Here is a 25,440-nt window from a genome sequence, read left to right as displayed (position 1 = left end):
GCTGCCGCGGCCTTTCCCGACTTCTGTACCCCGCACATCCGTTGAGTGCACCGATGAGCAGATCATCAATGTATCGGGGGGTACTGACATCCGGCAGGGGGCGGCCCGTACGCAGCCGCTGACAGGCCCTAGGAGCCCTTGTGCGCCTCCTCCCGGTACTTCGCCGCCAGTTGGGCCGGCATCGGCTCGTGCCGGAGGTACGAGCGGCTGAACCGCCCGGTGCCGTGGGACAGGGAGCGCAGGTCCACGGCGTACCGGCCGATCTCGATCTCCGGCACCTCGGCCCGTACGAGGGTGTGCCCGCCGGAGGTCTGCTCGGTGCCGACCACGCGGCCGCGGCGTCCGGACAGATCGCTCATCACGGCGCCGACGTACGCGTCGCCGATGAGCACCCGCAACTCGGCGACCGGCTCCAGCAGATGGATCGTGGCGTCCGCGGCCGCCTCGCGCAGCGCCAGCGCGCCCGCCGTCTGGAACGCCGCGTCCGAGGAGTCGACCGAGTGCGCCTTGCCGTCGAGCAGGGTGACCCGGATGTCGACGATGGGGTGTCCGGCCGCGAGACCGCGGGCGGCCTGGGCGCGTACGCCCTTCTCGACGGAGGGGATGAACTGGCGGGGCACGGCTCCGCCCACGACCTTGTCGACGAACTCGATGCCCGAGCCGCCAGGCAGCGGCTCCACCTCGATCTCGCAGATCGCGTACTGACCGTGGCCGCCGGACTGCTTCACATGCCGCCCGCGGCCCGCGGCCGTCTCGCCGAACGTCTCCCGGAGGGAGACCTTGTGCGGGACGACGTCGACCTGCACGCCGTAGCGGTTGCGCAGCCGCTCCAGGGCGACGTCCGCGTGTGCCTCGCCCAGGCACCACAGGACGACCTGATGGGTGTCCTGGTTCTGTTCCAGGCGCATCGTCGGGTCCTCGGCCACCAGCCGGGACAGGCCCTGGGAGAGCTTGTCCTCGTCCGGTTTGCTGTGTGCCTCGATGGCCAGGGGCAGCAGCGGGTCGGGCATCGTCCAGGGTTCCATCAGCAGGGGGGCGTCCTTGGCCGACAGAGTGTCGCCGGTCTCGGCTCGGGAGAGTTTGGCCACCCACGCGAGATCGCCCGCGACGCAGGCCGTGACGGAACGCTGCTGCTTTCCGAAGGGGGAGGAGAGCGCGCCGATGCGTTCGTCGGCCTCGTGCAGGTCCGGGCCGTCGGCGGTGGGCTCTACGGGGCCGTGGTCGGAGCCACAGACATGCACGGTGGCGTCGGGGCGCAGGGTGCCGGAGAAGACCCGGACCAGCGAGACCCGGCCCACATACGGGTCCGATGAGGTCTTCACGACCTCGGCGACCAGCGGTCCCTTGGGATCGCAGCCGAGCGCGGGCCGCGGCTCGCCCCGCACCGTGGTGACGGGCGCCGTACGCTCCAGCGGCGTCGGGAAGCCGCCCGTGATCAGCTCCAGGAGTTCCACCGTGCCCAGGCCCTGCCGGGCGCCCTCGGCGGCCGGTGCGGCCGCGAGTACGGGGTGGAAGGCGCCTCGGGCGACGGCCCGCTCCAGGTCGTCCACGAGTGTCTTGACGTCGATCTCCTCGCCGCCGAGGTAGCGGTCCATCAGGGACTCGTCCTCGCTCTCGGAGATGATCCCCTCGATCAGCCGGTTGCGGGCCTCGGCGATGAGCGGCAGCTGGTCCTCGCTGGGGTCGGAGGCCTGGCGTACACCGGAGCTGTAGTCGAAGACCTGCTGGGAGAGCAGCCCGATCAGGCCGGTCACCGGCGCGTGCCCGTCCGCGCCTGGCTGGCCGCGCAGCGGCAGGTACAGCGGCAGTACGGCGTCCGGGTCGTCGCCGCCGAACGCCTCGGCGCAGTTTCTGGTCATCTCCTCGAAGTCGGCGCGGGACGCTTCGTTGTGGGTGATCACGATCGCTCGGGGCATCCCGACCGCGGCGCACTCGTCCCACACCAGGCGGGTCGCCCCGTCCACGCCATCCGCGGCCGAGACGACGAAAAGGGCCGCGTCCGCGGCTCGCAGACCGGCCCTGAGTTCCCCGACGAAGTCGGCGTATCCGGGGGTGTCCAGCAGATTGATCTTGCACCCGCCCCAGGTGACGGGCACCAGGGAGAGCTGTACCGAGCGTTGCTGCCGGTGCTCGATCTCGTCGTAGTCGGAGATGGCCGTGCCGTCCTCCACCCGGCCCGCTCGGTTCACCGCCCCCGCGGTGAGTGCGAGGGCTTCCACCAGCGTGGTCTTGCCGGAACCGCTGTGGCCGACCAGCACCACGTTCCGCAAGGACGCGGGGTGGTCGGCCGTAGCTGCCCTGCCGGCGGCTCCGGGTTGTGTGCTCGCCTTGTCGCCCATGGCTGGCCTCCCGGTTTGTTGCACGGTGAGGAGTAAGGGCGATCGCGCGAGACCCGCGTGTGCTGGCGGCTCCGGCGACGCCCGCGTCCTTCGAGCTTTCCACTCAGGTCACAGGCCGTCCATACGTCGTGCGTGATCGCCGTACGGGGGCGGTGGCGATACGGGGCCCGTCTCCGTGGCTACGATGGGCCCGCCGGTGGCCGAAGGGGCCGCGCGGCTCACCGAACCCTCGGGAAGGCCATGCTGAACAAGTACGCGCGTGCATTCTTCACGCGTGTCCTCACGCCGTTCGCCGCGTTTCTGCTCCGCCGTGGGGTCAGCCCCGACGCGGTCACCCTGATCGGCACGGCCGGTGTGGTGGCGGGCGCACTGGTCTTCTTTCCCCGCGGAGAGTTCTTCTGGGGCACGATCGTCATCACCCTGTTCGTGTTCTCCGACCTCGTGGACGGCAACATGGCGCGGCAGGCCGGGGTGTCCAGCCGCTGGGGCGCCTTCCTCGACTCCACCCTCGACCGGGTCGCGGACAGTGCGATCTTCGGCGGTTTCGCGCTCTGGTACGCGGGCGGCGGCGACAACAACCTGCTGTGCGCCGTCGCTCTGTTCTGCCTGGCCAGCGGCCAGGTCGTGTCGTACACCAAGGCGCGCGGCGAGTCGATCGGGCTGCCCGTCGCGGTCAACGGCCTGATCGAGCGCGCGGAGCGCCTGGTGATCTCGCTGGTCGCCGCTGGTCTCGCCGGACTGCACAAGTTCGGGGTACCCGGTATCGACGTACTGCTGCCGATCGCGCTGTGGATCGTCGCCGTCGGCAGCCTGGTGACACTGGCGCAGCGGGTCGTGACGGTACGTCGCGAGGCCGCGGAGGCGGACGCCGCGAGCGGAGGCGAGACCGCGTGAGGGAGAAGCTCACCGACGCGCTCTACGGGGCGGGCTGGAGCACCGTCAAGAAGCTCCCCGAGCCCGTGGCGGTACGCCTGGGCCGCACCATCGCCGACCTCGCCTGGAAGCGGCGTGGCAAGGGCGTGCGGCGCCTTGAGTCCAACTACGCGCGCGTGGTGCCCGACGCGACCCCGGAGCGGCTCGCCGAGCTGTCCAGGGCGGGCATGCGCTCGTACCTGCGGTACTGGATGGAGTCGTTCCGGCTGCCCGCCTGGAGCGAGGAGCGGGTAAGGAACGGCATGGAGGTCACGGACCTCCACCATCTGACCGACGGCCTCGCCTCGGACCGCGGCGTGATCCTCGCCCTGCCGCACCTGGCCAACTGGGACCTGGCGGGCGCCTGGGTCACCACCCGGCTGGAGACACCGTTCACCACCGTCCAGGAGCGGCTCAAGCCCGAGTCGCTGTACGACCGGTTCGTGGCCTACCGCGCCGGTCTGGGCATGGAGGTGCTGCCGCACACCGGCGGCACCGCCTTCGGCGTACTCGCCCGCCGGCTGCGCGAGGGCGGCCTGGTATGCCTGGTCGCCGACCGCGACCTGTCCGCGTCCGGCGTCGAGGTGAAGTTCTTCGGCGACCGTGCCCGGATGCCCGCCGGGCCCGCGCTGCTCGCCCAGCAGACCGGCGCCCTGCTGCTGCCGGTGACCCTCTGGTACGACGCGTCGCCAGTCATGAAGGCCCGGGTGCACGCCCCCGTCGAGGTGCCGGAGACAGGTACCCGCGGCGAGAAGACGTCCGTCATGACGCAGACGCTCGCGGACGCCTTCGCCACGGGCATCGCCGACCATCCGGAGGACTGGCACATGCTGCAGCGCTTGTGGCTCGACGACCTCGACCCCGACAAGACCCCCGACAAGACGCCTGACACCACCCCTGACACGACCCCGGACGTGGGACAGCCGTGAGGATCGGCATCGTCTGCCCGTACTCCTGGGATGTGCCGGGCGGCGTCCAGTTCCACATCCGTGACCTCGCCGAGCATCTGATCCGGTGGGGCCACGAGGTGTCGGTGCTGGCGCCCGCGGACGACGAGACCCCGCTGCCGCCTTATGTCGTCTCGGCGGGCCGCGCGGTCCCGGTGCCGTACAACGGCTCGGTGGCGCGCCTGAACTTCGGCTTCCTGTCGGCCGCCCGGGTGCGCCGCTGGCTGCACGAGGGCACCTTCGACGTGATCCACATCCACGAGCCGACGTCGCCCTCGCTTGGTCTGCTCGCCTGCTGGGCCGCCCAGGGGCCGATCGTCGCCACCTTCCACACCTCCAACCCCAGGTCACGGGCGATGATCGCCGCGTACCCGATTCTGCAGCCCGCCCTGGAGAAGATCAGCGCGCGGATCGCGGTCAGCGAGTACGCCCGGCGCACGCTGGTCGAGCACCTCGGCGGTGACGCGGTCGTCATCCCGAACGGCGTCGATGTCGACGTCTTCGCCAAGGCCGAGGCCAAGTCAGAGTGGCAGGGGGGCACTCTGGGGTTCATCGGGCGGATCGACGAACCGCGCAAGGGCCTGCCCGTCCTGATGAAGGCTCTTCCCAAGATCCTCGCCGAGCGCCCGGAGACGCGGCTCCTTGTCGCGGGCCGCGGCGACGAGGAAGAGGCCGTGGCCACCCTGCCCGTGGAACTGCGCGACCGCGTCGAGTTCCTGGGCATGGTCAGCGACGAGGACAAGGCCCGACTGCTGCGCAGTGTCGACGTCTACGTCGCCCCCAACACCGGCGGCGAGAGCTTCGGGATCATCCTGGTTGAGGCGATGTCCGCGGGAGCCCCGGTACTCGCCTCCGACCTCGACGCCTTCGCGCAGGTACTCAACCAGGGCGGGGCCGGTGAGCTGTTCGCCAACGAGGACGCGGACGCGCTCGCCTCCAGCGCGCTGCGGCTGCTCGGGGACCCTGGGCGCCGCGCGGAGCTCCAGGAGCGCGGCAGCGCCCACGTACGCCGCTTCGACTGGTCGACGGTCGGGGCCGACATCCTCTCGGTGTACGAGACGGTCACCGACGGCGCCGCCTCGGTCGCCGCCGACGAACGCACCGGGCTGCGCGCCAGGTTCGGGCTGGCTTCGCGAGACTGAGAGCGGTCTTGAGCGGTCTTGAGCGGTCTGACGGTCTGAGCGGTCTGGGGGGCCAGGGGTGGTCCGGGCGGCGGTAGCCTTGCCGCCCGTGACCTCCACACTGATCTGGATCGCCGTCGTCCTCTTCGCGGTCGGCCTGTACCTGAGCTGGACGGCGGGCCGCCTGGACCGGCTGCACGCCCGTATCGACGCCTCCCGCGCCGCCCTGGACGCCCAGCTGCTGCGGCGCGCGTCGGTCGCGCAGGAGCTGGCCACGTCCGGAGTGCTCGACCCGGCCGCGTCGATCGTCCTCTACGAGGCGACCCACGCCGCGCGCCAGGCCGAGGAGGACCACCGCGAGGTCGCCGAGAGCGACCTCAGCCAGGCGCTGCGGGCGGTCTTCGGCGAACTGGACCAGGTCGAGGCGGTCCGCGCGGCCCCGGGCGGCGAGGAAGCGGCCCTCGAACTGGCGGCGGCCGTACGCCGCGTCCCGATGGCCCGGCGCTTCCACAACGACTCCGTACGCGCCGCCCGTGCCCTGCGCAGACACCGCAAGGTCAGATGGTTCCGGCTGGCCGGTCACGCGCCGTTCCCGATGGCCTTCGAGATGGACGACGAGCCACCAGCGGCACTGGCGGACCGCGCCACGAACTAGAGCCGTCTCCTCACGAGAGCACACCTCCTCGGTGCCCTGAACTGGAGTTTCGAGGAGGGGAAGGGGAAAATGATCCACCGGGTGACCATTGGCCCTTGATGTGGACTGCTCGGGGGAGGTTGTCTCGAGACTGCAGAACTTCTCTTCACTTCAGCGAGGTCATCCGTGTCCAGCACGCTCTCCAGCCCCACCACCCAGACCCCCGAGATCGGCACCGCGCGCGTGAAGCGCGGCATGGCCGAGCAGCTCAAGGGCGGCGTGATCATGGACGTCGTGACGCCCGAGGAAGCGAAGATCGCCGAGGACGCGGGCGCGGTCGCGGTGATGGCCCTGGAGCGGGTCCCGGCCGACATCCGTAAGGACGGCGGCGTGGCCCGGATGTCCGACCCGGAGATGGTCGAGGGCATCATCAACGCCGTCTCCATCCCGGTCATGGCCAAGTCCCGGATCGGCCACTTCGTGGAGGCCCAGATCCTGCAGTCGCTGGGCGTCGACTACATCGACGAGTCCGAGGTTCTGACCCCGGCCGACGAGGTCAACCACAGCGACAAGTTCGCCTTCACCACCCCCTTCGTGTGCGGTGCCACCAACCTGGGCGAGGCCCTGCGCCGGATCGCCGAGGGCGCGGCCATGATCCGCTCCAAGGGCGAGGCCGGTACCGGCAACGTCGTCGAGGCCGTCCGCCACATGCGCCAGATCAAGAACGAGATCGCCCGCCTGCGCGGCTACGACAACAACGAGCTGTACGCCGCCGCCAAGGACCTGCGCGCCCCGTACGAGCTGGTCAAGGAGGTCGCCGAGCTCGGCAAGCTGCCCGTCGTGCTGTTCTCCGCCGGTGGTGTCGCCACCCCGGCCGACGCCGCGCTGATGCGCCAGCTCGGCGCCGAGGGCGTCTTCGTCGGCTCCGGCATCTTCAAGTCCGGCGACCCGGCCAAGCGCGCCGCCGCCATCGTGAAGGCCACCACCTTCTACGACGACCCGAAGGTCATCGCGGACGCCTCCCGCAACCTGGGCGAGGCCATGGTCGGCATCAACTGCGACACCCTGCCCGAGACCGAGCGCTACGCCAACCGCGGCTGGTAAGGCGCGCATTCGATGAGTGACATCCTTGACAGCCCGGTCATCGGAGTTCTGGCACTCCAGGGCGACGTACGGGAGCACCTGGTCGCCCTGGCCGCGGCGGACGCCGTGGCCAGGCCGGTCCGGCGCCCCGAAGAGCTCGCCGAGGTCGACGGACTGGTCATACCCGGCGGCGAGTCCACCACCATCTCCAAGCTGGCCGCGCTCTTCGGCCTGACGGAGCCCCTGCGCGAGCGGATCAGGGCGGGCCTGCCGGTCTACGGCAGCTGCGCCGGGCTGATCATGCTCGCCGACAAGATCCTTGACCCGCGCTCGGGCCAGGAGACCTTCGGCGGCATCGACATGATCGTGCGCCGTAACGCCTTCGGACGGCAGAACGAGTCCTTCGAGGCGGCCGTGTCGGTCCAGGGCATCGAGGGCGGACCGGTCGAGGGCGTCTTCATCCGCGCCCCCTGGGTCGAGTCGGTGGGCGCCACCACCGAGGTGCTCGCCGAGCACGAGGGCCACATCGTCGCCGTACGCCAGGGCCACGTCCTGGCCACGTCGTTCCACCCGGAGCTGACAGGCGACCACCGGGTGCACACGCTGTTCGTGGACATGGTGCGCGCCCAGCAGGTGGCACGCGCCCGGTAGGATCTCTGACGCTGGTACAGAGATGGGTTACGCGAAGGAGACAGGCAGATGTCCGGCCACTCTAAATGGGCTACGACGAAGCACAAGAAGGCCGTGATCGACGCCAAACGCGGCAAGCTCTTCGCGAAGCTGATTAAGAACATCGAGGTCGCGGCACGCATGGGCGGCGCCGACATCGAGGGCAACCCGACCCTCTACGACGCCATCCAGAAGGCGAAGAAGCAGTCGGTCCCGAACAAGAACATCGACTCCGCGGTCAAGCGCGGCGCCGGTCTCGAGGCCGGTGGCGCCGACTACGAGACGATCATGTACGAGGGCTACGGCCCCAACGGCGTCGCGGTGCTCATCGAGTGCCTCACCGACAACCGCAACCGCGCGGCCTCCGACGTACGCGTCGCGATGACCCGCAACGGCGGCTCGATGGCCGACCCGGGATCTGTCTCGTACCTGTTCAACCGCAAGGGCGTGGTGATCGTCCCCAAGGGCGAGCTGTCCGAGGACGACGTTCTGGGCGCGGTCCTGGACGCGGGTGCCGAGGAAGTCAACGACCTGGGTGAGTCCTTCGAGGTGCTCAGCGAGGCGACCGACCTGGTCGCGGTGCGCACCGCGCTCCAGGAGGCCGGTATCGACTACGACTCGGCCGACGCCAACTTCGTCCCGACCATGCAGGTCGAGCTGGACGAGGAGGGCGCGAAGAAGATCTTCAAGCTGATCGACGTCCTCGAGGACAGCGACGACGTGCAGAACGTCTTCGCCAACTTCGACGTCTCGGACGAGGTCATGGAGAAGGTCGACGCCTGATCGGGCTTGGCTCAATTCAGCGCGGGCACACGGGCCGACGGGGACACACACCCCGTCGGCCCGCTCCGTTGTCGGCAGTTGTCAGTGCGAGCCGATAGCCTGCACAAACAGGTGAGCGAAGAAGGGGGCGGGGCGGCGTGCGGGTGCTAGGCGTGGACCCGGGGCTGACCCGGTGCGGCATCGGTGTCGTCGAGGGCACCGCGGGACGCCCGCTGACGATGCTCGGCGTGGGCGTCGTCCGCACCTCGGCTGACGCGGAGATCGGCGACCGGCTGGTGGCCATCGAGCGCGGCATCGAGCAGTGGCTCGACGCACACCGCCCCGAGTACGTGGCCGTGGAGCGGGTGTTCAGCCAGCACAACGTCCGTACGGTGATGGGCACCGCCCAGGCCAGCGCCGTCGCCATGCTCTGCGCCTCCCGGCGCGGCCTGCCCGTCGCCCTGCACACGCCCAGCGAGATCAAGGCCGCCGTCACCGGCAGCGGCCGAGCCGACAAGGCCCAGGTGGGCGCCATGGTCACCCGTCTCCTGCGGCTCGACACACCGCCCAAGCCCGCCGACGCGGCCGACGCCCTCGCGATCGCCATCTGCCACATCTGGCGCGCCCCCGCGCTGAACCGCCTCCAGCAGGCACACGCGGCGGCCCGCCGCGCCTCCGCCCCCGCAGTCCCCGTACGGAAGGTCACGCGATGATCGCGTTCGTCAGCGGCCCGGTCGCGGCCCTCGCCCCCGACTCCGCGGTGGTGGAGGTGGGTGGCATCGGCATGGCCGTCCAGTGCGCGCCGAACACCCTCTCCGGGCTGCGCGTCGGCCAGCAGACCAAACTGGCCACCTCCCTGGTCGTGCGGGAGGACTCGCTCACCCTCTACGGCTTCGCGGACGACGACGAGCGCCAGACCTTCGAACTGCTCCAGACCGCCAGCGGCGTCGGCCCCCGGCTCGCCCAGGCCATGCTGGCCGTGCACTCCCCGGACGACCTGCGCCGGGCCGTGGCCACGGCCGACGAGAAGGCGCTCACGGCCGTACCGGGCATCGGCAAGAAGGGCGCCCAGAAGCTGCTGCTCGAACTGAAAGACCGCCTCGGCGAGCCGCTCGGCAGCATGCCCGCCGCCCGCGCCCCGCAGGCGAGCTCCTGGCGCGACCAACTGCACGCCGCGCTCATCGGCCTCGGCTACGCCACCCGCGAGGCCGACGACGCGGTCGCCGCGGTCGCCCCGCAGGCCGAGGCGGCGGGCGGCACCCCGCAGGTGGGCCAGCTCCTCAAGGCCGCCCTGCAGACCCTCAACCGCACCCGCTGACCGGCAACCCCACCCGCCAGCCCCCGACCGACGACTCGCGAGGCACCCCCGTGAACTGGGACGACACCGCACCCCCGGCCGACGACACCGAAGGCGGCCGACTGGTCGCGGCCGCGGCGGACGGCGACGACCAGGCCGTCGAGGCGGCCCTGCGCCCCAAGTCCCTGGCCGAGTTCGTCGGCCAGGAGCGGGTGCGCGAGCAGCTCGACCTCGTCCTCAAGGCCGCGAGGCAGCGCGGCGCCACCGCGGACCACGTCCTGCTCTCCGGCGCCCCCGGCCTCGGCAAGACCACCCTCTCCATGATCATCGCCGCCGAGATGGAAGCCCCCATCCGCATCACCAGCGGCCCCGCCATCCAGCACGCGGGCGACCTGGCCGCGATCCTCTCCTCCCTCCAGGAAGGCGAGGTCCTCTTCCTCGACGAGATCCACCGGATGTCCCGGCCCGCCGAGGAAATGCTCTACATGGCGATGGAGGACTTCCGGGTCGACGTCATCGTCGGCAAGGGCCCCGGCGCCACCGCGATCCCCCTCGAACTGCCGCCCTTCACGCTCGTCGGCGCCACCACGCGCGCCGGGCTGCTGCCGCCCCCGCTGCGCGACCGCTTCGGCTTCACCGCGCACATGGAGTTCTACGAGCCCGCCGAGCTGGAGCGCGTCATCCACCGCTCCGCCGAACTCCTGGACGTCACGATCGACACGGACGGCGCGGCGGAGATCGCCGGACGTTCGCGTGGCACACCCCGTATCGCCAACCGCCTGCTGCGCCGCGTCCGCGACTACGCGCAGGTCAAGGCCGACGGCTTCATCACCCAGGAGATCGCCGCCGCGGCCCTGCGGGTCTACGAGGTTGACGCCCGGGGACTCGACCGCCTGGACCGGGCCGTCCTGGAGGCCCTGCTCAAGCTCTTCGCCGGGGGACCGGTGGGCCTGTCGACCCTGGCTGTGGCCGTGGGGGAGGAGCGCGAGACCGTCGAGGAGGTCGCGGAGCCCTTCCTGGTCCGCGAGGGTCTGCTGGCCCGCACCCCGCGTGGCCGGGTGGCTACTCCCGCGGCGTGGGCTCATCTGGGCCTCGTACCGCCGCAGACCCAGGGAAGCGGCACAGCGGGGCAACAGGGCCTGTTCAGGGCTTGACGGCGTGCGTCCTCGCACGGCCAGGAACCTCGGTGCCATGCTGAGCGTTGTTCCATAGGTGCGGACTCGCTTAGACTCCGCCGATGCCGCCCTTGTCGGCAGCATGCCCACCCCCATCCATCCGGCCGCCCACCAGCGCGGTCGTACGAAGGAAGTCCGACCCGTGAGTCTCGTGACCCTCCTCCCCTTCATCGTGCTCATCGGGGCCATGTTCCTGATGACGCGCTCCGCCAAGAAGAAGCAGCAGCAGGCGGCGCAGATGCGCGACCAGATGCAGCCCGGTACCGGTATCCGCACGATCGGGGGCATGTACGCGACCGTCAAGGAGGTCCACGACGACACGATCCTCCTTGAGGTGGCCCCGGGCGTGCACGCCGTCTACGCCAAGAACTCCGTCGGCGCCGTTCTCGATGACGAGGAGTACAACCGCATCGTGCACGGCACGTCCGACGAGCTCGAGGCCGACGGCACCGTGGTGCCGGACGACGCCTCCTCGCTGATCGACGACGCCTCCGACAGCGCCGCCGACTCCGACGACTCGCGCATCGACCTCGGCAAGAAGGACGCCGACACCGCTTCGGCCGAGGCCGCGACGGACAGCGCGGAGCCGAAGAAGACCGACGGCGAGTCCGACGCGAAGTAGGACGACCGAGGACCGGGGCGCCAGGACGCGCCGCGGTCCGCTGGATCGTGCGTGCTTCGCAAGGGGTCTCGACACCACTTCATCGCCGCCCACACAGGGCCAACGGGCGTTAATCGGCCCCGGGCGGTCGGACAGGGAGAAACGACAAGGTGGCAGCACCGAAGAAGGGCCGGAGGCAGAGCGGCCAGGCCAGGCCGGGGCGGGCACTGGCCCTGATCCTGATCGCCATGGTCGCGCTCACCGGGGGGATGTTCCTCTCCGGGCACACCACACCCCGCCTGGGCATCGACCTCGCGGGCGGCACGAGCATCACGCTCGAGGCGAAGGCTGAGCCCGGCAGGGAAAGCGCCATCAACGAGACCAACATGAACACGGCGGTCGACATCATCGACCGCCGTGTCAACGGTCTCGGCGTCTCCGAGGCAGAGGTCAAGACGCAGGGCAACAAGAACATCATCGTCAACGTCCCCAAGGGGACGGACGAGGAGCAGGCGCGGGAGCAGGTCGGCACCACCGCCCAGCTGTACTTCCGCCCGGTGATCACGCTGGCTCCGGGCGGGCCGACCCCCGACCCCGCCGCGTCGCCCTCCGAGACGCCCAAGGCCGACGACAAGGACGCCAAGGACGACGGCAAGAAGGACGACAAGGACGCCAAGGACGAGGCGAGCGACCCCTCGGCGTCGCCCTCCCCGACCGCGACGACGCAGGGCCGGGCCGTCACCGACGCCCTGAAGGCCGACGACGACCCCTCGCCTTCGGCCGACGCGTCGGACAAGCCCAAGGCCTCCGATTCCCCCATGCCCGACCCCTCCGCGGACGCGGAGACGGCGGCGCTGCAGAAGAAGTTCACCGAACTCGACTGCACCAAGCCGGCGCAGCGGACCAAGGCGGCCGAGGGCACCAAGCCCACCGACACGATCGTGGCCTGCGGCAAGAACGCCGCTGAGCAGTGGGAGAAGTACATCCTCGGCCCCGCCGAGGTAGAGGGCACCGACGTCAAGGAAGCCAAGGGTCAACTGGATCCCCAGCAGGGGATCTGGAAGGTCACCATGGACTTCACGGGCAAGGGGTCCAAGAAGTTCGCGTCGATCACCTCCAAGCTCTCGCAGCAGCAGCCCCCGCAGAATCAGTTCGCGATCGTCCTCGACAACAACGTCGTCTCCGCCCCCAGCGTGCGGACCACGCTCAGCAAGAACGCCGAGATCACCGGCAGCTTCAACCAGGAGTCAGCCCAGAACCTGGCGAACATCCTGTCCTACGGCGCGCTTCCGCTCTCCTTCGAAGAGGTCAACGTCCTCACGATCTCGCCCTCGCTGGGCGGGGAGCAGCTCAAGACGGGCCTGATCGCCGGTGTCATCGGCCTGCTGCTCGTCGTCGCCTACCTGGTCTTCTACTACCGGGCGCTCGCCCTTGTCGCGGTAGCCAGCCTCGCGCTCATGGGCGGGCTGACCTACGTGATCATGTCGCTGATGGGGCCCGCCGTCGGCTTCGCGCTGAGTCTGCCCGCCGTGTGCGGCGCCATCGTGGCCATCGGCATCACGGCCGACTCGTTCATCGTCTACTTCGAGCGCATCAGGGACGAGGTGCGCGGCGGCCGGTCGATCCGCCCCGCCATCGAGCGGGCCTGGCCCACGGCCCGGCGCACCATCCTGGTGTCCGACGTCGTCTCGTTCCTGGCGGCCGTGGTCCTGTTCTTCGCCGCGGTCGGCACGGTCCAGGGCTTCGCCTTCGTCCTCGGCCTGACCACCTTGCTGGACGTCGTGGTCGTCTTCGGCCTCACCAAGCCGATGACCACCCTGCTGGCCAGGCGCAAGTTCTTCTACGACGGACACCCGATGTCCGGCCTGGACCCCAAGCGTCTGGGTGCTACCCCGCCGATCAGGGGCCGTCGCCGCGCCGCCGCCCCGTCCGCCGAACCGAAGGAGGCCTGAGATGTCAAGGTTGGGCGATCTCGGTGGCAGGCTGCACCGTGGTGACATCGGTTTGAACTTCATCGGCCGCCGCAAGATCTGGTACCTGATCTCGCTGGTCCTGGTGGCGATCTCGCTCGGTGGCCTCGGCTTCAAGGGCCTGGAGATGGGCGTCGAGTTCCGGGGCGGAGCCGTCTTCACCACCCCGGCGGGCACCGAGCTGTCGGTGGAGGACGCACGGGACACCGCCTCGTCGGTGTCCGGCCGCGACGCCAAGGTGCAGCGCCTGGGCAACGACTCGCTGCGCATCACGGTCACCGGCCTGGACACCGACAACCAGGGCGAGACCCGCGAGGCCCTCGCCAAGGACCTCGGGATTCCCGCCGGGGATCTCAACGCCGAACTGGTCGGCCCCAGCTGGGGCGAACAGATGACCAGCAAGGCCCTCACCGGCATGGTGATCTTCCTGGTCCTGGTGAGCGTCTATCTGGCGATCGCCTTTGAGTGGCGGATGGCGGTGGCCGCGCTGGTCGCCCTCGTCCACGACCTCGTGATCACCGTCGGCGTGTACGCCATCGTCGGCTTCGAGGTCACTCCGGGCACGGTGGTCGGCCTGCTCACCATCCTCGGCTACTCGCTCTACGACACGGTCGTGGTGTTCGACAAGGTCAGGGAGAACACCGCGACCCTGAGCGACGACAGCCGGCACACGTACGCGGAGCTCGCCAACCAGGGTGTGAACGGCACGGTGGTGCGGTCGATCAACACCTCGATCGTCGCCCTGCTGCCGGTGGCCGCACTGCTGTTCATCGGCGCGGGTCTGCTCGGCGGCGGCATGCTGAAGGACATCGCGCTGTCGCTGTTCGTCGGCCTGACCGCGGGAACCTACTCGTCGATCATGATCGCCACACCGGTGGTCGTCGACCTCAAGAACCGTGACCCGGCTGTCAAGGCGCACGACAAGCGCGTCCTGCACAAGCGCGCCAAGCGCGCCGAGGCCGGTGGGTCCGACGAGGACGAGCTGAACGACGTGCCACGGACCGGGGCCGACCTGGCCGCGGAGCAGGTGGACGACGCGCCTGACGACGTATCGGACGCCACGGCGACCGTGGGCGCCGGACCCATCGCGGGCCAGCGCCGCACCCAGCCGCAGTCCCGCGCGCGCGGGCGCGGCCGCCCCTCGGGGAAGCGCCGATGACCGAGGCCGGCCAGCTGCTGCTCAGCCGTATCCGCGACGTCCCGGACTACCCGCAGCCGGGCGTGATGTTCAAGGACATCACCCCGCTGCTGGCGGACCCGGCGGCCTTCACGATCCTCACGGACACCCTGGCGGAACTCTGCGTCCGGCACGGTGCCACGAAGATCGTCGGCCTCGAGGCACGGGGGTTCATCCTCGGCGCCCCGGTCGCGGTCCGCGCGGGCCTCGGCTTCATCCCCGTACGCAAGGCGGGCAAGCTCCCCGGAGCGACCCTCTCGCAGGCGTACGACCTGGAGTACGGCAGCGCCGAGATCGAGGTGCACGCCGAGGACCTGGTCACCGGGGACCGGATCATGGTCATCGACGACGTCCTGGCCACCGGCGGCACGGCGGAGGCATCGCTGACGCTCATCCGTCGCGCCGGGGCCGAGGTCGCTGGCGTCGCGGTCCTGATGGAACTGGGCTTCCTCGGCGGCAGGCCCCGTCTGGAACCCGCTCTCCAGGGCGCCCCGCTGGACGCCCTCATCACCCTCTGACCCAGTCGTAGCAAGCCGAGGCGGGCACCTGGAACACTCCAGGTGCCCGCCTCGCGCGTCCCCCACAGGTGTCCCGCTCAGCGGACGGACGCGAGCCCGAGCCGTTGGCTCGATACCATGGACTTCCGGACCTGATCGGGGGGCCGGAACCTGCATGAGGAGCGCTCTTGCCAGACGAGGCCCATCAGCCACTCGCCGCGAAGCCCCAGCCCGAGCAGCAGTCCGGGCAGGCCGACGCCGCTGAGACCGCTGAGCCCCAGGCCGCGGCACCGGCTGCCACGCCCCCGAAGAGCGACCAGGCGGCCGAAAAGGCACGCCCCGCGCCCCCGGCCGGGCGGTCGCAGGGCAGCGCCGCGGCCCCCGCCGTACGCCCGTCGACCGCGGGTCAGCCCGCGCGCTCCGGCGGGTCATCCAACCGGGTCCGCGCCCGCCTGGCCCGGCTCGGTGTGCAGCGCTCCAACCCGTACAACCCGGTCCTTGAGCCCCTGCTGCGGATCGTGCGCAGCAACGACCCCAAGATCGAGACCGCCACACTCCGCCAGATCGAGCGCGCCTACCAGGTCGCCGAGCGCTGGCACCGCGGCCAGAAGCGCAAGAGCGGCGACCCGTACATCACCCACCCGCTCGCCGTGACCACCATCCTCGCCGAGCTCGGCATGGACCCGGCCACCCTGATGGCGGGTCTGCTGCACGACACCGTCGAGGACACCGAGTACGGCCTGGACACCCTGCGCCGCGACTTCGGCGACCAGGTCGCCCTCCTGGTGGACGGCGTCACCAAGCTGGACAAGGTCAAGTTCGGCGAGGCCGCGCAGGCCGAGACCGTACGCAAGATGGTCGTCGCCATGGCCAAGGACCCGCGCGTCCTGGTCATCAAGCTGGCTGACCGGCTGCACAACATGCGCACCATGCGCTACCTCAAGCGCAACAAGCAGGAGCAGAAGGCCCGCGAGACGCTCGAGATCTACGCTCCGCTGGCACACCGGCTGGGCATGAACACCATCAAGTGGGAGCTGGAGGACCTCGCCTTCGCGATCCTCTACCCCAAGATGTACGACGAGATCGTGCGCCTGGTCGCCGAGCGCGCCCCCAAGCGCGACGAGTACCTCGCCATAGTGACCGACGAGGTCCAGTCCGACCTGCGCGGCGCCCGCATCAAGGCCACCGTCACCGGACGGCCCAAGCACTACTACAGCGTCTACCAGAAGATGATCGTCCGTGGCCGTGACTTCGCGGAGATCTACGACCTGGTGGGTATTCGGGTCCTGGTCGACACGGTCCGCGACTGCTACGCGGCCCTCGGCACGGTGCACGCGCGATGGAACCCGGTCCCCGGCCGGTTCAAGGACTACATCGCGATGCCCAAGTTCAACATGTACCAGTCACTGCACACGACGGTGATCGGCCCCAACGGCAAGCCCGTCGAACTCCAGATCCGCACCTTCGACATGCACCGCAGGGCCGAGTACGGCATCGCCGCGCACTGGAAGTACAAGCAGGAGGCCGTCGCCGGGGCCTCCAAGGTGCGCACCGACGTCCCCAAGAGCGCAGCCGGCAAGGCCGGCAAGGACGCTGGCGCCGTCAACGACATGGCGTGGCTGCGCCAGCTCCTCGACTGGCAGAAGGAGACCGAGGACCCCTCGGAGTTCCTGGAGTCCCTGCGCTTCGACCTGTCCCGTAACGAGGTCTTCGTCTTCACGCCCAAGGGCGACGTCATAGCGCTGCCCGCCGGTGCCACACCCGTCGACTTCTCCTACGCCGTCCACACCGAGGTCGGCCACCGGACGATCGGCGCACGGGTCAACGGACGCCTGGTGCCGCTCGAGTCGACCCTGGACAACGGCGACCTGGTGGAGGTGTTCACCTCCAAGGCCGCTGGCGCGGGACCGTCCCGTGACTGGCTGGGCTTCGTCAAGTCGCCCCGGGCCCGTAACAAGATCCGCGCCTGGTTCTCCAAGGAGCGCCGGGACGAGGCCATCGAGCAGGGCAAGGACGCCATCGCCCGCGCGATGCGCAAGCAGAACCTGCCGATCCAGCGCATCCTCACCGGGGACTCCCTGGTCACTCTCGCGCACGAGATGCGCTACCCGGACATCTCCTCGCTGTACGCGGCGATCGGCGAGGGCCATGTCACCGCGCAGAACGTCGTCCAGAAGCTGGTCCAGGCGCTCGGCGGCGAAGACGCGGCCAACGAGGACATCGCCGAGACGGCCCCGCCCACGCGCAGCCGTAAGCGCCGTACCAGCTCCGACCCCGGCGTGGTGGTCAAGGGAGTCGACGACGTCTGGGTCAAGCTGGCCCGCTGCTGCACCCCCGTGCCGGGCGACCCGATCATCGGCTTCGTCACCCGCGGCAGCGGCGTCTCAGTCCACCGCAAGGACTGCGTGAACGTCGACGCGCTCTCCCAGCAGCCCGAGCGGATGCTCGAGGTCGAGTGGGCGCCCACCCAGTCCTCGGTCTTCCTGGTCGCCATCCAGGTGGAGGCCCTGGACCGCTCGCGGCTGCTCTCGGACGTCACCCGCGTCCTGTCCGACCAGCACGTCAACATCCTGTCGGCGGCCGTCCAGACGTCCCGCGACCGGGTGGCCACCTCGCGCTTCACCTTCGAGATGGGCGACCCCAAGCACCTGGGACACGTCCTCAAGGCCGTACGTGGCGTGGAGGGCGTGTACGACGTCTACCGCGTGACGTCGGCCCGCAGGCCGTAGGCCGGGCCCGCAGGCCCGTAGGCCGCAGCGACAGGAACGCCGAGGGGCTCCCGTACGCGATGTACGGGAGCCCCTCGGCGTCAGTGCACACAGCCGACCAGCACTAGCCGCCGAACTCGTGCAGCCCCTTCAGCGCCTGGTCAAGCAGCTCCTGGCGGCCGTCCAGCTCCCGCTGGAGCTTGTCCGCCTTGGCGTTGTTCCCCGCAGCGCGGGCCGCGTCCACCTGACCCCGCAGCTTGTCCACCGCGGCCTGCAGCTGACCCGTGAGCCCCTCGGCACGCGCCCGCGCCTCCGGGTTGGTGCGCCGCCACTCCTTCTCCTCGGACTCCTGGATGGCCCGCTCCACGGCGTGCATCCGGCCCTCGACCTTCGGCCGCGCGTCACGCGGTACGTGGCCGATAGCCTCCCAGCGCTCGTTGATCGAGCGGAACGCGGCGCGGGCCGCCTTCAGGTCCGTCACCGGGAGGATCTTCTCGGCCTCCTCGGCCAGCTCCTCCTTGAGCTTCAGGTTCTCCGTCTGCTCGGCGTCCCGCTCGGCGAACACCTCGCTGCGCGCCGTGAAGAACACGTCCTGCGCGCCACGGAAGCGGTTCCACAGGTCGTCCTCGTGCTCACGCTGCGCGCGGCCTACGGCCTTCCACTCCGTCATCAGCTCGCGGTACCGGGCGGCGGTCGGACCCCAGTCAGTCGACTTCGACAGGCTCTGGGCCTCCGTGACCAGCCGCTCCTTGGCCTTACGGGCCTCCTCGCGCTGGGCGTCCAGCGCGGCGAAGTGCGCCTTACGGCGCTTGGAGAAGGCGGACCGGGCGTGCGAGAAGCGGTGCCACAGTTCGTCATCCGACTTGCGGTCAAGCCGCGGCAGTCCCTTCCAGATGTCCACCAGCGCCCGCAGCCGCTCGCCGGCGGACCGCCACTGCTCGCTCTGGGCCAGCTCCTCGGCCTCGGCGACCAGCGCCTCCTTGGAGTGCCGGGCCTCGTCGGTCTGCTTCGCCTTCTGCGCCTTGCGCTCCTCGCGGCGGGCCTCGACCGTCTCGACCAGCTTGTCCAGACGCTGGCCCAGAGCCTCCAGGTCACCGACCGCGTGGGCGTCGACGACCTGCTCGCGCAGGTGGTCGATCGCGGTCATGGCGTCCTTCGTCGACAGATCGGTCGTCCGCACCCGGCGCTCCAGGAGCCCGATCTCGACCACCAGGCCGTCGTACTTGCGCTTGAAGTAGGCCAGCGCCTCATCGGGCGAGCCTGCCTGCCACGAACCGACGACGCGCTCGCCTCCGTCGGCCGTACGCACGTACACGGTCCCCGCCTCGTCGACGCGGCCCCACGGGTCGCTGCTCACAGCGCCTCCTCCACCATGATGCCTGCGCGGGGCCGCGGCCCCGGGGCATCGTCCACAGTTCCTTCAGGACCACCGGCACGCGGCGCCCTGCACAACGCCAACATAGGCGACGAGCAGGGCGGCTGTCCGCATCCAGCGCGAGCCAATCAATCCTTCTTCACGGTCGCCTTTTCGATGGTGACGCCCTTTTTCGGCGCGCCGTCGGTGGGGGACTGGCCGCCCTCGGCGACGCCCTCCTTGCCCACGCTCTTGACCAGCTTCAGACCCGCGTCGTCCATCGTGCCGAAGAGGGTGTACTGGGGCGGGAGCTTGGTGTCCTTGTACGCGAGGAAGAACTGGCTGCCACCGGAGTTGGGCTGGCCGGTGTTGGCCATCGCGACCGACCCGGCCGGATAGGTCACCCTGGGGTCCTCCTTGCTGGGCTTGCCGAGCGCCTCGAGGTTCTCGTCCGGGATGTTGTAGCCGGGGCCACCCGCGCCCGTGCCCTCCGGGTCGCCGCACTGCAGCACGAAGATGCCCTTGGTGGTGAGCCGGTGGCACTTGGTGCCGTCGAAGTACTTCTTGTCCGCCAGGTGCTTGAAGGAGTTGACGGTGCTGGGGGTCTTCGCCGCGTCCATGGCGATCGAGATGTCCCCGAGGTTCGTCTTGAGCCCCATCGTGTACGTGGCCTTCTTGTCGATGGCCATCTTGGGTTCGGGAGACGGCTTGGGCTCCGACGGCTCGGGCACCGGCGACTGGCTCGGGTCAGCCGCCGCGTTGTCCTTCTCGTTGTTGCCGTCGTCGCCCTTGAAGGCGCCGGTCGCCGCCGCACCCGCACCCGCCGCGAGCACGATGGCCAGTGCCGCGGCGATCACCGTGTTCCGCCGCCGCGCCCTCAGCCGCGCGGTCTCGCGCCGCTGCTGCTGACGCAGGTACTTCTCCCGGGCGAGCTGCCGCCGCCGCTGTTCGCTGCTGACCACCGGGCCTGCTCCTCGTTACGTTGGGTGAATCTGTCCGCCTGAGCTTGCCCGTACCGTATACGGGTTCGCTGTGAGAGGAGCCGCGCCGGTAGGCTGCCCCTGCTGCCGTGCAGCGCTGTGACCTCTCGCCGGACCAGGCGTCCGGACCGTAATGTAAGGACGATCGTGCTGATTGCCGGGTTCCCCGCAGGGGCCTGGGGGACCAATTGTTATCTGGTCGCCCCCGCCGCGGGTGAGGAGTGCGTGATCATCGACCCGGGCCACGAGGCCACCGAAGGCGTCGAGGAAGCACTCAGGAAGCATCGGCTCAAGCCCACCGCCGTGATCCTCACCCATGGCCACATCGACCATGTCGCCTCGGTGGTCCCGGTGTGCGGAGCACACGACGTACCGGCCTGGATCCACCCCGATGACCGCTACATGATGAGCGACCCGGAGAAGGCCCTCGGCCGGTCCATCGGGATGCCGCTGATGGGCGAGCTGACCGTGGGGGAGCCCGACGACGTCAGGGAACTGGCCGACGGCGCGCAGCTGCGCCTGGCCGGGATGGACTTCTCCGTCGCGCACGCACCGGGCCATACGAAGGGGTCGGTGACCTTCCAGATGCCCGAGGCGCCCCGCGGCGACGACATCCCGTCGGTGTTCTTCTCGGGCGACCTGCTGTTCGCCGGCTCCATCGGACGTACCGACCTGCCCGGCGGCTCGCACGCCGAGATCCTTCAGTCGCTGGCCCGGGTGTGCCTGCCGCTCGACGACTCGACCGTGGTGCTGTCAGGCCACGGCCCCCAGACGACCATCGGCCAGGAGCGCGCCACCAACCCGTATCTGCGGCAGGTGGCGGCCGGCCAGGGCATCAGCCCCACTTCCGCTCCTCGACGAGGAATGTGACGAGAGACTTCCCAGTGAGCACCTTCAAGGCCCCCAAGGGCACCTACGACCTGATCCCGCCGGACTCCGCGACCTACCTCGCCGTACGCGAGGCGATCGCCGCGCCGCTCAGGAACTCCGGCTACGGCTACATCGAGACGCCCGGCTTCGAGAACGTCGAGCTCTTCGCGCGCGGAGTCGGCGAGTCCACCGACATCGTCACCAAGGAGATGTACGCCTTCGAGACCAAGGGCGGCGACCAGCTGGCGCTGCGCCCCGAAGGCACCGCCTCCGTCCTGCGCGCCGCGCTCGAGGCCAACCTCCACAAGGCGGGCAACCTCCCCGTCAAGCTCTGGTACTCCGGCTCGTACTACCGCTACGAGCGCCCCCAGAAGGGCCGCTACCGCCACTTCTCGCAGGTCGGCGCCGAGGCGATCGGCACCGAGGACCCCGCGCTCGACGCCGAGCTGATCATCCTCGCTGACCAGGCGTACCGCTCGCTCGGCCTGCGCGAGTTCCGCATCTTGCTGAACTCGCTGGGCGACAAGGAGTGCCGCCCCGTCTACCGCGACGCGCTCCAGGACTTCCTGCGCGCCCTGGACCTGGACGAGGACACCCGGCGCCGGGTCGACATCAACCCCCTGCGGGTACTCGACGACAAGCGCCCCGACGTCCAGAAGCAGCTCGTCGGCGCCCCGCTGCTGCGCGACTACCTGTGCGACGGGTGCAAGGCGTACCACGAGCAGGTGCGCGAGCTGATCACCGCGGCGGGCGTGGCCTACGAGGACGACCCCCGGCTGGTCCGAGGGCTCGACTACTACACGCGGACCACCTTCGAGTTCGTCCACGACGGGCTCGGCTCGCAGTCCGCGGTGGGCGGCGGCGGCCGCTACGACGGGCTCTCCGAGATGATCGGCGGCCCCGCGCTGCCGTCCGTCGGCTGGGCGCTCGGCGTGGACCGTACGGTGCTGGCCCTGGAGGCCGAGGGCGTACGACTCGCCCTGCCCGCGGCCACCAGCGTCTTCGCGGTGCCGCTCGGCGATGAGGCACGCCGGGTGCTGTTCGGCGTCGTCACCGAGCTCCGTAAGGCCGGAGTCGCCGCAGATTTCGCGTACGGCGGCAAGGGCCTCAAGGGCGCCATGAAGAACGCCAACCGCAGTGGCGCGCGCTACACCGTCGTCGCAGGTGAGCGGGATCTCGCCGAAGGCGTCGTGCAGCTCAAGGACATGGAGACCGGCGAGCAGGCGCCCGTGGCGCTCGCCTCACTCGTCGACGAGCTGCGACAGAAGCTCGCCTGAGTCGTTGTACGGGGTGGAGGGGCCGGACGGGTTGGCCGTTCGGCCCCTCACACGTACCCCGAGGGGTACGGCAGAATGACCATGCCTCGCAGCACCGGACCGATGGAACGGCGATATGACGACGAAAACGGCAGACGTGCCCTCCGGCGAGCGGCAGCAGGATGACGGGCGGCGGGTCGGCGGCAGCCGTGCGCTGGCCCTGCTGTTGGTGATCACGGGCGCGGCCGGGCTGCTGGCCGCCTGGGTGATCACCCTGGACAAGTTCAAGCTCCTCGAGGACCCCGACTTCGTACCGGGCTGCAGCCTCAACCCCGTGGTCTCCTGCGGCAACATCATGGAGAGCGACCAGTCGTCGGCCTTCGGATTCCCCAACCCGATGCTGGGTCTGGTCACCTACGGCATCGTGGTCTGCGTCGGGATGAGCCTGCTGGCCGGGGCCCGCTTCCCGCGCTGGTACTGGCTGACCCTCAACGCCGGGATGCTCTTCGGGGTCGGCTTCTGCCTCTGGCTGATGTACCAGTCCCTGTACAACATCAACGCGCTCTGCCTCTGGTGCTGCCTGGCCTGGGTCGCCACCATCTTCATGTTCTGGTACGTGACCGCGCACAACATCCGCCAGGGTCTGCTGCCCGCGCCGAGCTGGCTGCGCGCCTTCTTCGACGAGTTCACGTGGGTCCTCCCGGTCCTGCACACCGGCATCATCGGCATGCTGATCCTGACCCGCTGGTGGGACTTCTGGACCAGCTGACCGCCTGGGCTCTCAGGGTGCCTGCGGCATCCACGGCATCCACGGCACCGACGCCACCGACGGCGTTGTCAGTGGCGTGACCTAGGCTTCACAGCGTGGAGCCCGACCTCTTTACCGCCGCAGCCGAGGACCGCCAGGAGAAAGACCCGGCGAGCAGTCCGCTGGCCGTCCGGATGCGCCCGCGCACCCTGGACGAAGTCATGGGCCAGCAGCATCTGCTCAAGCCCGGATCGCCGCTGCGCAGGCTCGTCGGCGAGGGCGGTCCTGGCCCCGCGGGGCCGTCGTCGGTGCTGCTGTGGGGACCGCCGGGCATCGGTAAGACCACCCTGGCCTATGTCGTCAGCAAGGCCACCAACAAGCGCTTCGTGGAGCTCTCCGCCATCACCGCGGGCGTCAAGGAAGTACGAGCCGTGATCGACGGCGCCCGCCGCGCCACCGGTGGGTACGGCAAGGAGACCGTCCTCTTCCTGGACGAGATCCATCGCTTCAGCAAGGCCCAGCAGGACTCCCTGCTGCCCGCTGTCGAGAACCGCTGGGTGACCCTGATCGCCGCCACGACCGAGAACCCGTACTTCTCGATCATCTCCCCGCTGCTGTCCCGCTCCCTGCTGCTCACGCTCGAATCCCTCACGGACGACGACCTCAGTGGCCTGCTGCGCCGCGCCCTCACCGAGGAGCGCGGCCTCGGGGGCGAGGTGACGCTGTCCCAGGACGCCGAAGCGCATCTCCTGCGGATCGCCGGTGGGGATGCCCGCCGCGCTCTCACCGCGCTGGAGGCGGGCGCGGGCTCGGCCCTGGCCAAGGGGGAGCGGGAGATCACCCTGGAGACGCTGGAGGAGTCGGTCGACCGCGCGGCGGTGCGCTACGACCGCGACGGTGACCAGCACTACGACGTGGCGAGCGCCCTCATCAAGTCGATCCGCGGCTCCGACGTGGACGCGGCGCTGCACTATCTGGCCCGGATGATCGACGCGGGCGAGGACCCCCGGTTCATCGCGCGCCGACTCATGATCTCGGCCAGCGAGGACATCGGCCTCGCCGACCCCACCGCGCTGCCCACCGCGGTCGCCGCCGCCCAGGCCGTCGCCCTGATCGGCTTCCCGGAGGCCGCGCTCACCCTGAGCCACGCCACCATCGCGCTGGCCCTGGCCCCCAAGTCCAACTCCGCGACCACCGCGATCGGCGCCGCCCTGGCGGACGTACGGGCGGGGCACGCGGGCTCCGTACCGCCGCATCTGCGGGACGGGCACTACAAGGGCGCGGCCAAGCTGGGCCATGCCCAGGGGTATGTGTATCCGCACGACGTGCCGGGCGGCATCGCGGCCCAGCAGTACGCGCCCGACGAGGTGCACGGCAAGCGCTACTACCAGCCCACCCGATACGGCGCGGAGGCGCGGTACGCCGACGTCGCCGACCGCGTCCGTGACCGCCTCCAGGGCGAGCCGCAGTAGCTCACGTCCCGGCGGCCTCGAAGAGGGCGTGCATGGCCCGGCGCAGCCCCACGACATCGTCCACCGGCTCAGGAAAGTCGAAGCGCGCGTCGAAGCACTGGGCACCGGTGAAGCGGACCCGCAGCCCGAAGCGGTCCAGCGCCAGCGGTGTGGCCTCCGTGCCCTCTGAGGCCCGCTCACCCAGCAGTGAGCGGAGCTGGTCCACCTGCTCGCCGTGCGCCGCGTGCAGGTGCTGCAGCAGCTCCACCTCGTAGCCGACCAGGGGGTCGGGCGACGCCTCGGCGAACTCGGCCGGTTCGACGCTTGAGGCGCCCCACAGGTCGTCGACGGAGATCTCACCGATCTCCAGGCGCAGGGCCATCAGACCGCGCTCGGCGAGCCCAGGCGCGTGTGTGAGCCAGCCGGAGATCCAGGCGCGGCCCCGGATACGGTGGGGCACGGAGACCGGTGCGACATCGGTGAGCTCCAGCACGGCGGCCAGCTCGTCGTCCTGGGCGTGCGTCGCGGCGCGCACCGGCGGCGCGTCGGCGGGGAACACCAGCACCAGTTCGCCGTCGGCGCCCACACTGCGCGCGAGCGGCGTCAGCTGGTCGGGCCGGGCTCCGTCCAGGCCGGGGACGAGCAGCACCGCGGAGCATGTACTCTGTACGAGAGTTCGTGTGCGTACGGCTGCTGACGGCATCTGTACGGATTCAAGCCGGCTGGGACGCGGCTGACCACGATCTGATCGGACCTCCGTCTTATCGACCGCCTTGTGAGCGTCGATGTTCTGCGTGCTGTCCGTGACGTGTGTGGTGTTCCCACGGCGAGACATGCGATCTCCTTAAGTAAGGTGAGCCTAACCTAACCTACAACGGAGGTCTGGAGA

Annotated in this window: 23 protein-coding genes; 19 read left to right on the top strand and 4 right to left on the bottom strand. The window is 70.2% G+C overall.

Features of this window, described 5'->3' with window-relative positions; translation table 11 throughout:
- Positions 1 to 128: 128 nt before the first annotated feature.
- The gene (locus GCN81_RS01220) at positions 129 to 2,339 is read right to left on the bottom strand and encodes an elongation factor G-like protein EF-G2 (RefSeq protein ID WP_156721512.1); all 2,211 of its coding nucleotides are present in this window, start codon (positions 2,337 to 2,339) and stop codon (positions 129 to 131) included.
- 240 nt (positions 2,340 to 2,579) lie between these two features.
- Here GCN81_RS01220 and pgsA point away from each other — a divergent pair, with 240 nt between their 5' ends.
- The 15 genes from pgsA (at position 2,580) to GCN81_RS01145 (ending at position 17,913) form a co-directional block, all read left to right on the top strand.
- Complete coding sequence (gene pgsA / locus GCN81_RS01215; protein WP_156721511.1) at positions 2,580 to 3,233, top strand: phosphatidylinositol phosphate synthase; 654 nt, start codon at positions 2,580 to 2,582, stop codon at positions 3,231 to 3,233.
- Positions 3,230 to 4,180, top strand: a complete 951-nt coding sequence (locus tag GCN81_RS01210; RefSeq protein ID WP_156721510.1) for a phosphatidylinositol mannoside acyltransferase — start codon at positions 3,230 to 3,232, stop codon at positions 4,178 to 4,180. Before pgsA ends, GCN81_RS01210 begins: the two co-directional genes overlap by 4 nt.
- Positions 4,177 to 5,340, top strand: coding sequence for a glycosyltransferase family 4 protein (locus GCN81_RS01205; RefSeq protein ID WP_156721509.1), 1,164 nt, complete (start codon positions 4,177 to 4,179; stop codon positions 5,338 to 5,340). Before GCN81_RS01210 ends, GCN81_RS01205 begins: the two co-directional genes overlap by 4 nt.
- Positions 5,341 to 5,428: 88 nt before the next feature.
- On the top strand, positions 5,429 to 5,974 hold the full coding sequence (locus tag GCN81_RS01200) for a hypothetical protein (protein WP_156721508.1): 546 nt from the start codon (positions 5,429 to 5,431) through the stop codon (positions 5,972 to 5,974).
- A 165-nt stretch (positions 5,975 to 6,139) separates the two neighbouring features.
- Positions 6,140 to 7,057 (top strand): pyridoxal 5'-phosphate synthase lyase subunit PdxS, encoded by a 918-nt coding sequence (gene pdxS, locus GCN81_RS01195; RefSeq protein WP_156721507.1) that lies wholly within the window; start codon positions 6,140 to 6,142, stop codon positions 7,055 to 7,057.
- Between the two features lie 21 nt (positions 7,058 to 7,078).
- A complete protein-coding gene (gene pdxT / locus GCN81_RS01190; protein WP_156721739.1) occupies positions 7,079 to 7,687 on the top strand; it encodes a pyridoxal 5'-phosphate synthase glutaminase subunit PdxT in 609 nt (202 codons plus the stop codon).
- 48 nt (positions 7,688 to 7,735) lie between these two features.
- Positions 7,736 to 8,488 carry a YebC/PmpR family DNA-binding transcriptional regulator gene (locus GCN81_RS01185; protein WP_156721506.1) on the top strand — a complete coding sequence of 251 codons (753 nt, stop codon included), beginning with the start codon at positions 7,736 to 7,738 and terminating at the stop codon, positions 8,486 to 8,488.
- A 137-nt stretch (positions 8,489 to 8,625) separates the two neighbouring features.
- Complete coding sequence (gene ruvC, locus GCN81_RS01180; protein WP_156721505.1) at positions 8,626 to 9,180, top strand: crossover junction endodeoxyribonuclease RuvC; 555 nt, start codon at positions 8,626 to 8,628, stop codon at positions 9,178 to 9,180.
- Entirely contained in the window at positions 9,177 to 9,785 is a 609-nt protein-coding gene (gene ruvA / locus GCN81_RS01175) for a Holliday junction branch migration protein RuvA (protein WP_156721504.1), read from the top strand. The genes ruvC and ruvA overlap by 4 nt, the downstream gene beginning before the upstream one ends.
- Before the next feature lie 50 nt (positions 9,786 to 9,835).
- Complete coding sequence (gene ruvB, locus GCN81_RS01170; protein WP_156721503.1) at positions 9,836 to 10,918, top strand: Holliday junction branch migration DNA helicase RuvB; 1,083 nt, start codon at positions 9,836 to 9,838, stop codon at positions 10,916 to 10,918.
- Between the two features lie 163 nt (positions 10,919 to 11,081).
- Positions 11,082 to 11,561 (top strand): preprotein translocase subunit YajC, encoded by a 480-nt coding sequence (gene yajC, locus GCN81_RS01165; protein ID WP_156721502.1) that lies wholly within the window; start codon positions 11,082 to 11,084, stop codon positions 11,559 to 11,561.
- Between the two features lie 149 nt (positions 11,562 to 11,710).
- On the top strand, positions 11,711 to 13,492 hold the full coding sequence (gene secD / locus GCN81_RS01160) for a protein translocase subunit SecD (RefSeq protein ID WP_156721501.1): 1,782 nt from the start codon (positions 11,711 to 11,713) through the stop codon (positions 13,490 to 13,492).
- Between the two features lies 1 nt (position 13,493).
- Positions 13,494 to 14,669, top strand: a complete 1,176-nt coding sequence (secF, locus tag GCN81_RS01155) for a protein translocase subunit SecF (protein ID WP_156721500.1) — start codon at positions 13,494 to 13,496, stop codon at positions 14,667 to 14,669.
- Positions 14,666 to 15,205: an adenine phosphoribosyltransferase gene (locus GCN81_RS01150; protein WP_156721499.1), complete on the top strand. Its 540-nt coding sequence runs from the start codon at positions 14,666 to 14,668 to the stop codon at positions 15,203 to 15,205. The genes secF and GCN81_RS01150 overlap by 4 nt, the downstream gene beginning before the upstream one ends.
- A gap of 167 nt (positions 15,206 to 15,372) precedes the next feature.
- Positions 15,373 to 17,913 (top strand): RelA/SpoT family protein, encoded by a 2,541-nt coding sequence (locus GCN81_RS01145; protein WP_156721498.1) that lies wholly within the window; start codon positions 15,373 to 15,375, stop codon positions 17,911 to 17,913.
- A gap of 103 nt (positions 17,914 to 18,016) precedes the next feature.
- Here the strand turns inward: GCN81_RS01145 and GCN81_RS01140 are convergent, their stop codons facing one another.
- Together GCN81_RS01140 and GCN81_RS01135 are read right to left on the bottom strand one after the other, a co-directional pair.
- Complete coding sequence (locus tag GCN81_RS01140; protein ID WP_156721497.1) at positions 18,017 to 19,249, bottom strand: DUF349 domain-containing protein; 1,233 nt, start codon at positions 19,247 to 19,249, stop codon at positions 18,017 to 18,019.
- Between the two features lie 146 nt (positions 19,250 to 19,395).
- The gene (locus GCN81_RS01135) at positions 19,396 to 20,208 is read right to left on the bottom strand and encodes a peptidylprolyl isomerase (protein ID WP_156721496.1); all 813 of its coding nucleotides are present in this window, start codon (positions 20,206 to 20,208) and stop codon (positions 19,396 to 19,398) included.
- Positions 20,209 to 20,373: 165 nt separating this feature from the next.
- On the opposite strand from GCN81_RS01135, the gene GCN81_RS01130 reads away from it, so the two are divergent.
- From GCN81_RS01130 to GCN81_RS01115, 4 genes are all read left to right on the top strand, one after another.
- On the top strand, positions 20,374 to 21,096 hold the full coding sequence (locus GCN81_RS01130) for an MBL fold metallo-hydrolase (RefSeq protein ID WP_156721495.1): 723 nt from the start codon (positions 20,374 to 20,376) through the stop codon (positions 21,094 to 21,096).
- Positions 21,097 to 21,110: 14 nt separating this feature from the next.
- Positions 21,111 to 22,373: a histidine--tRNA ligase gene (gene hisS / locus GCN81_RS01125; RefSeq protein ID WP_156721494.1), complete on the top strand. Its 1,263-nt coding sequence runs from the start codon at positions 21,111 to 21,113 to the stop codon at positions 22,371 to 22,373.
- 115 nt (positions 22,374 to 22,488) lie between these two features.
- Positions 22,489 to 23,121, top strand: a complete 633-nt coding sequence (locus tag GCN81_RS01120; protein ID WP_156721493.1) for a vitamin K epoxide reductase family protein — start codon at positions 22,489 to 22,491, stop codon at positions 23,119 to 23,121.
- Positions 23,122 to 23,216: 95 nt separating this feature from the next.
- Positions 23,217 to 24,572, top strand: a complete 1,356-nt coding sequence (locus GCN81_RS01115; RefSeq protein WP_156721492.1) for a replication-associated recombination protein A — start codon at positions 23,217 to 23,219, stop codon at positions 24,570 to 24,572.
- A 1-nt stretch (position 24,573) separates the two neighbouring features.
- On the opposite strand, the gene GCN81_RS01110 is transcribed toward GCN81_RS01115, so the two are convergent.
- Positions 24,574 to 25,254, bottom strand: coding sequence for a DUF2470 domain-containing protein (locus tag GCN81_RS01110; RefSeq protein WP_156721491.1), 681 nt, complete (start codon positions 25,252 to 25,254; stop codon positions 24,574 to 24,576).
- Positions 25,255 to 25,440: the final 186 nt, after the last annotated feature.

This window comes from Streptomyces apocyni (assembly GCF_009739465.1).
GTDB classification, from domain to species: Bacteria; Actinomycetota; Actinomycetes; order Streptomycetales; family Streptomycetaceae; genus Streptomyces; species Streptomyces apocyni.
Note: the sequence above shows the minus strand (reverse complement) of the source record. Positions and strands in the feature narration are given on the sequence as shown.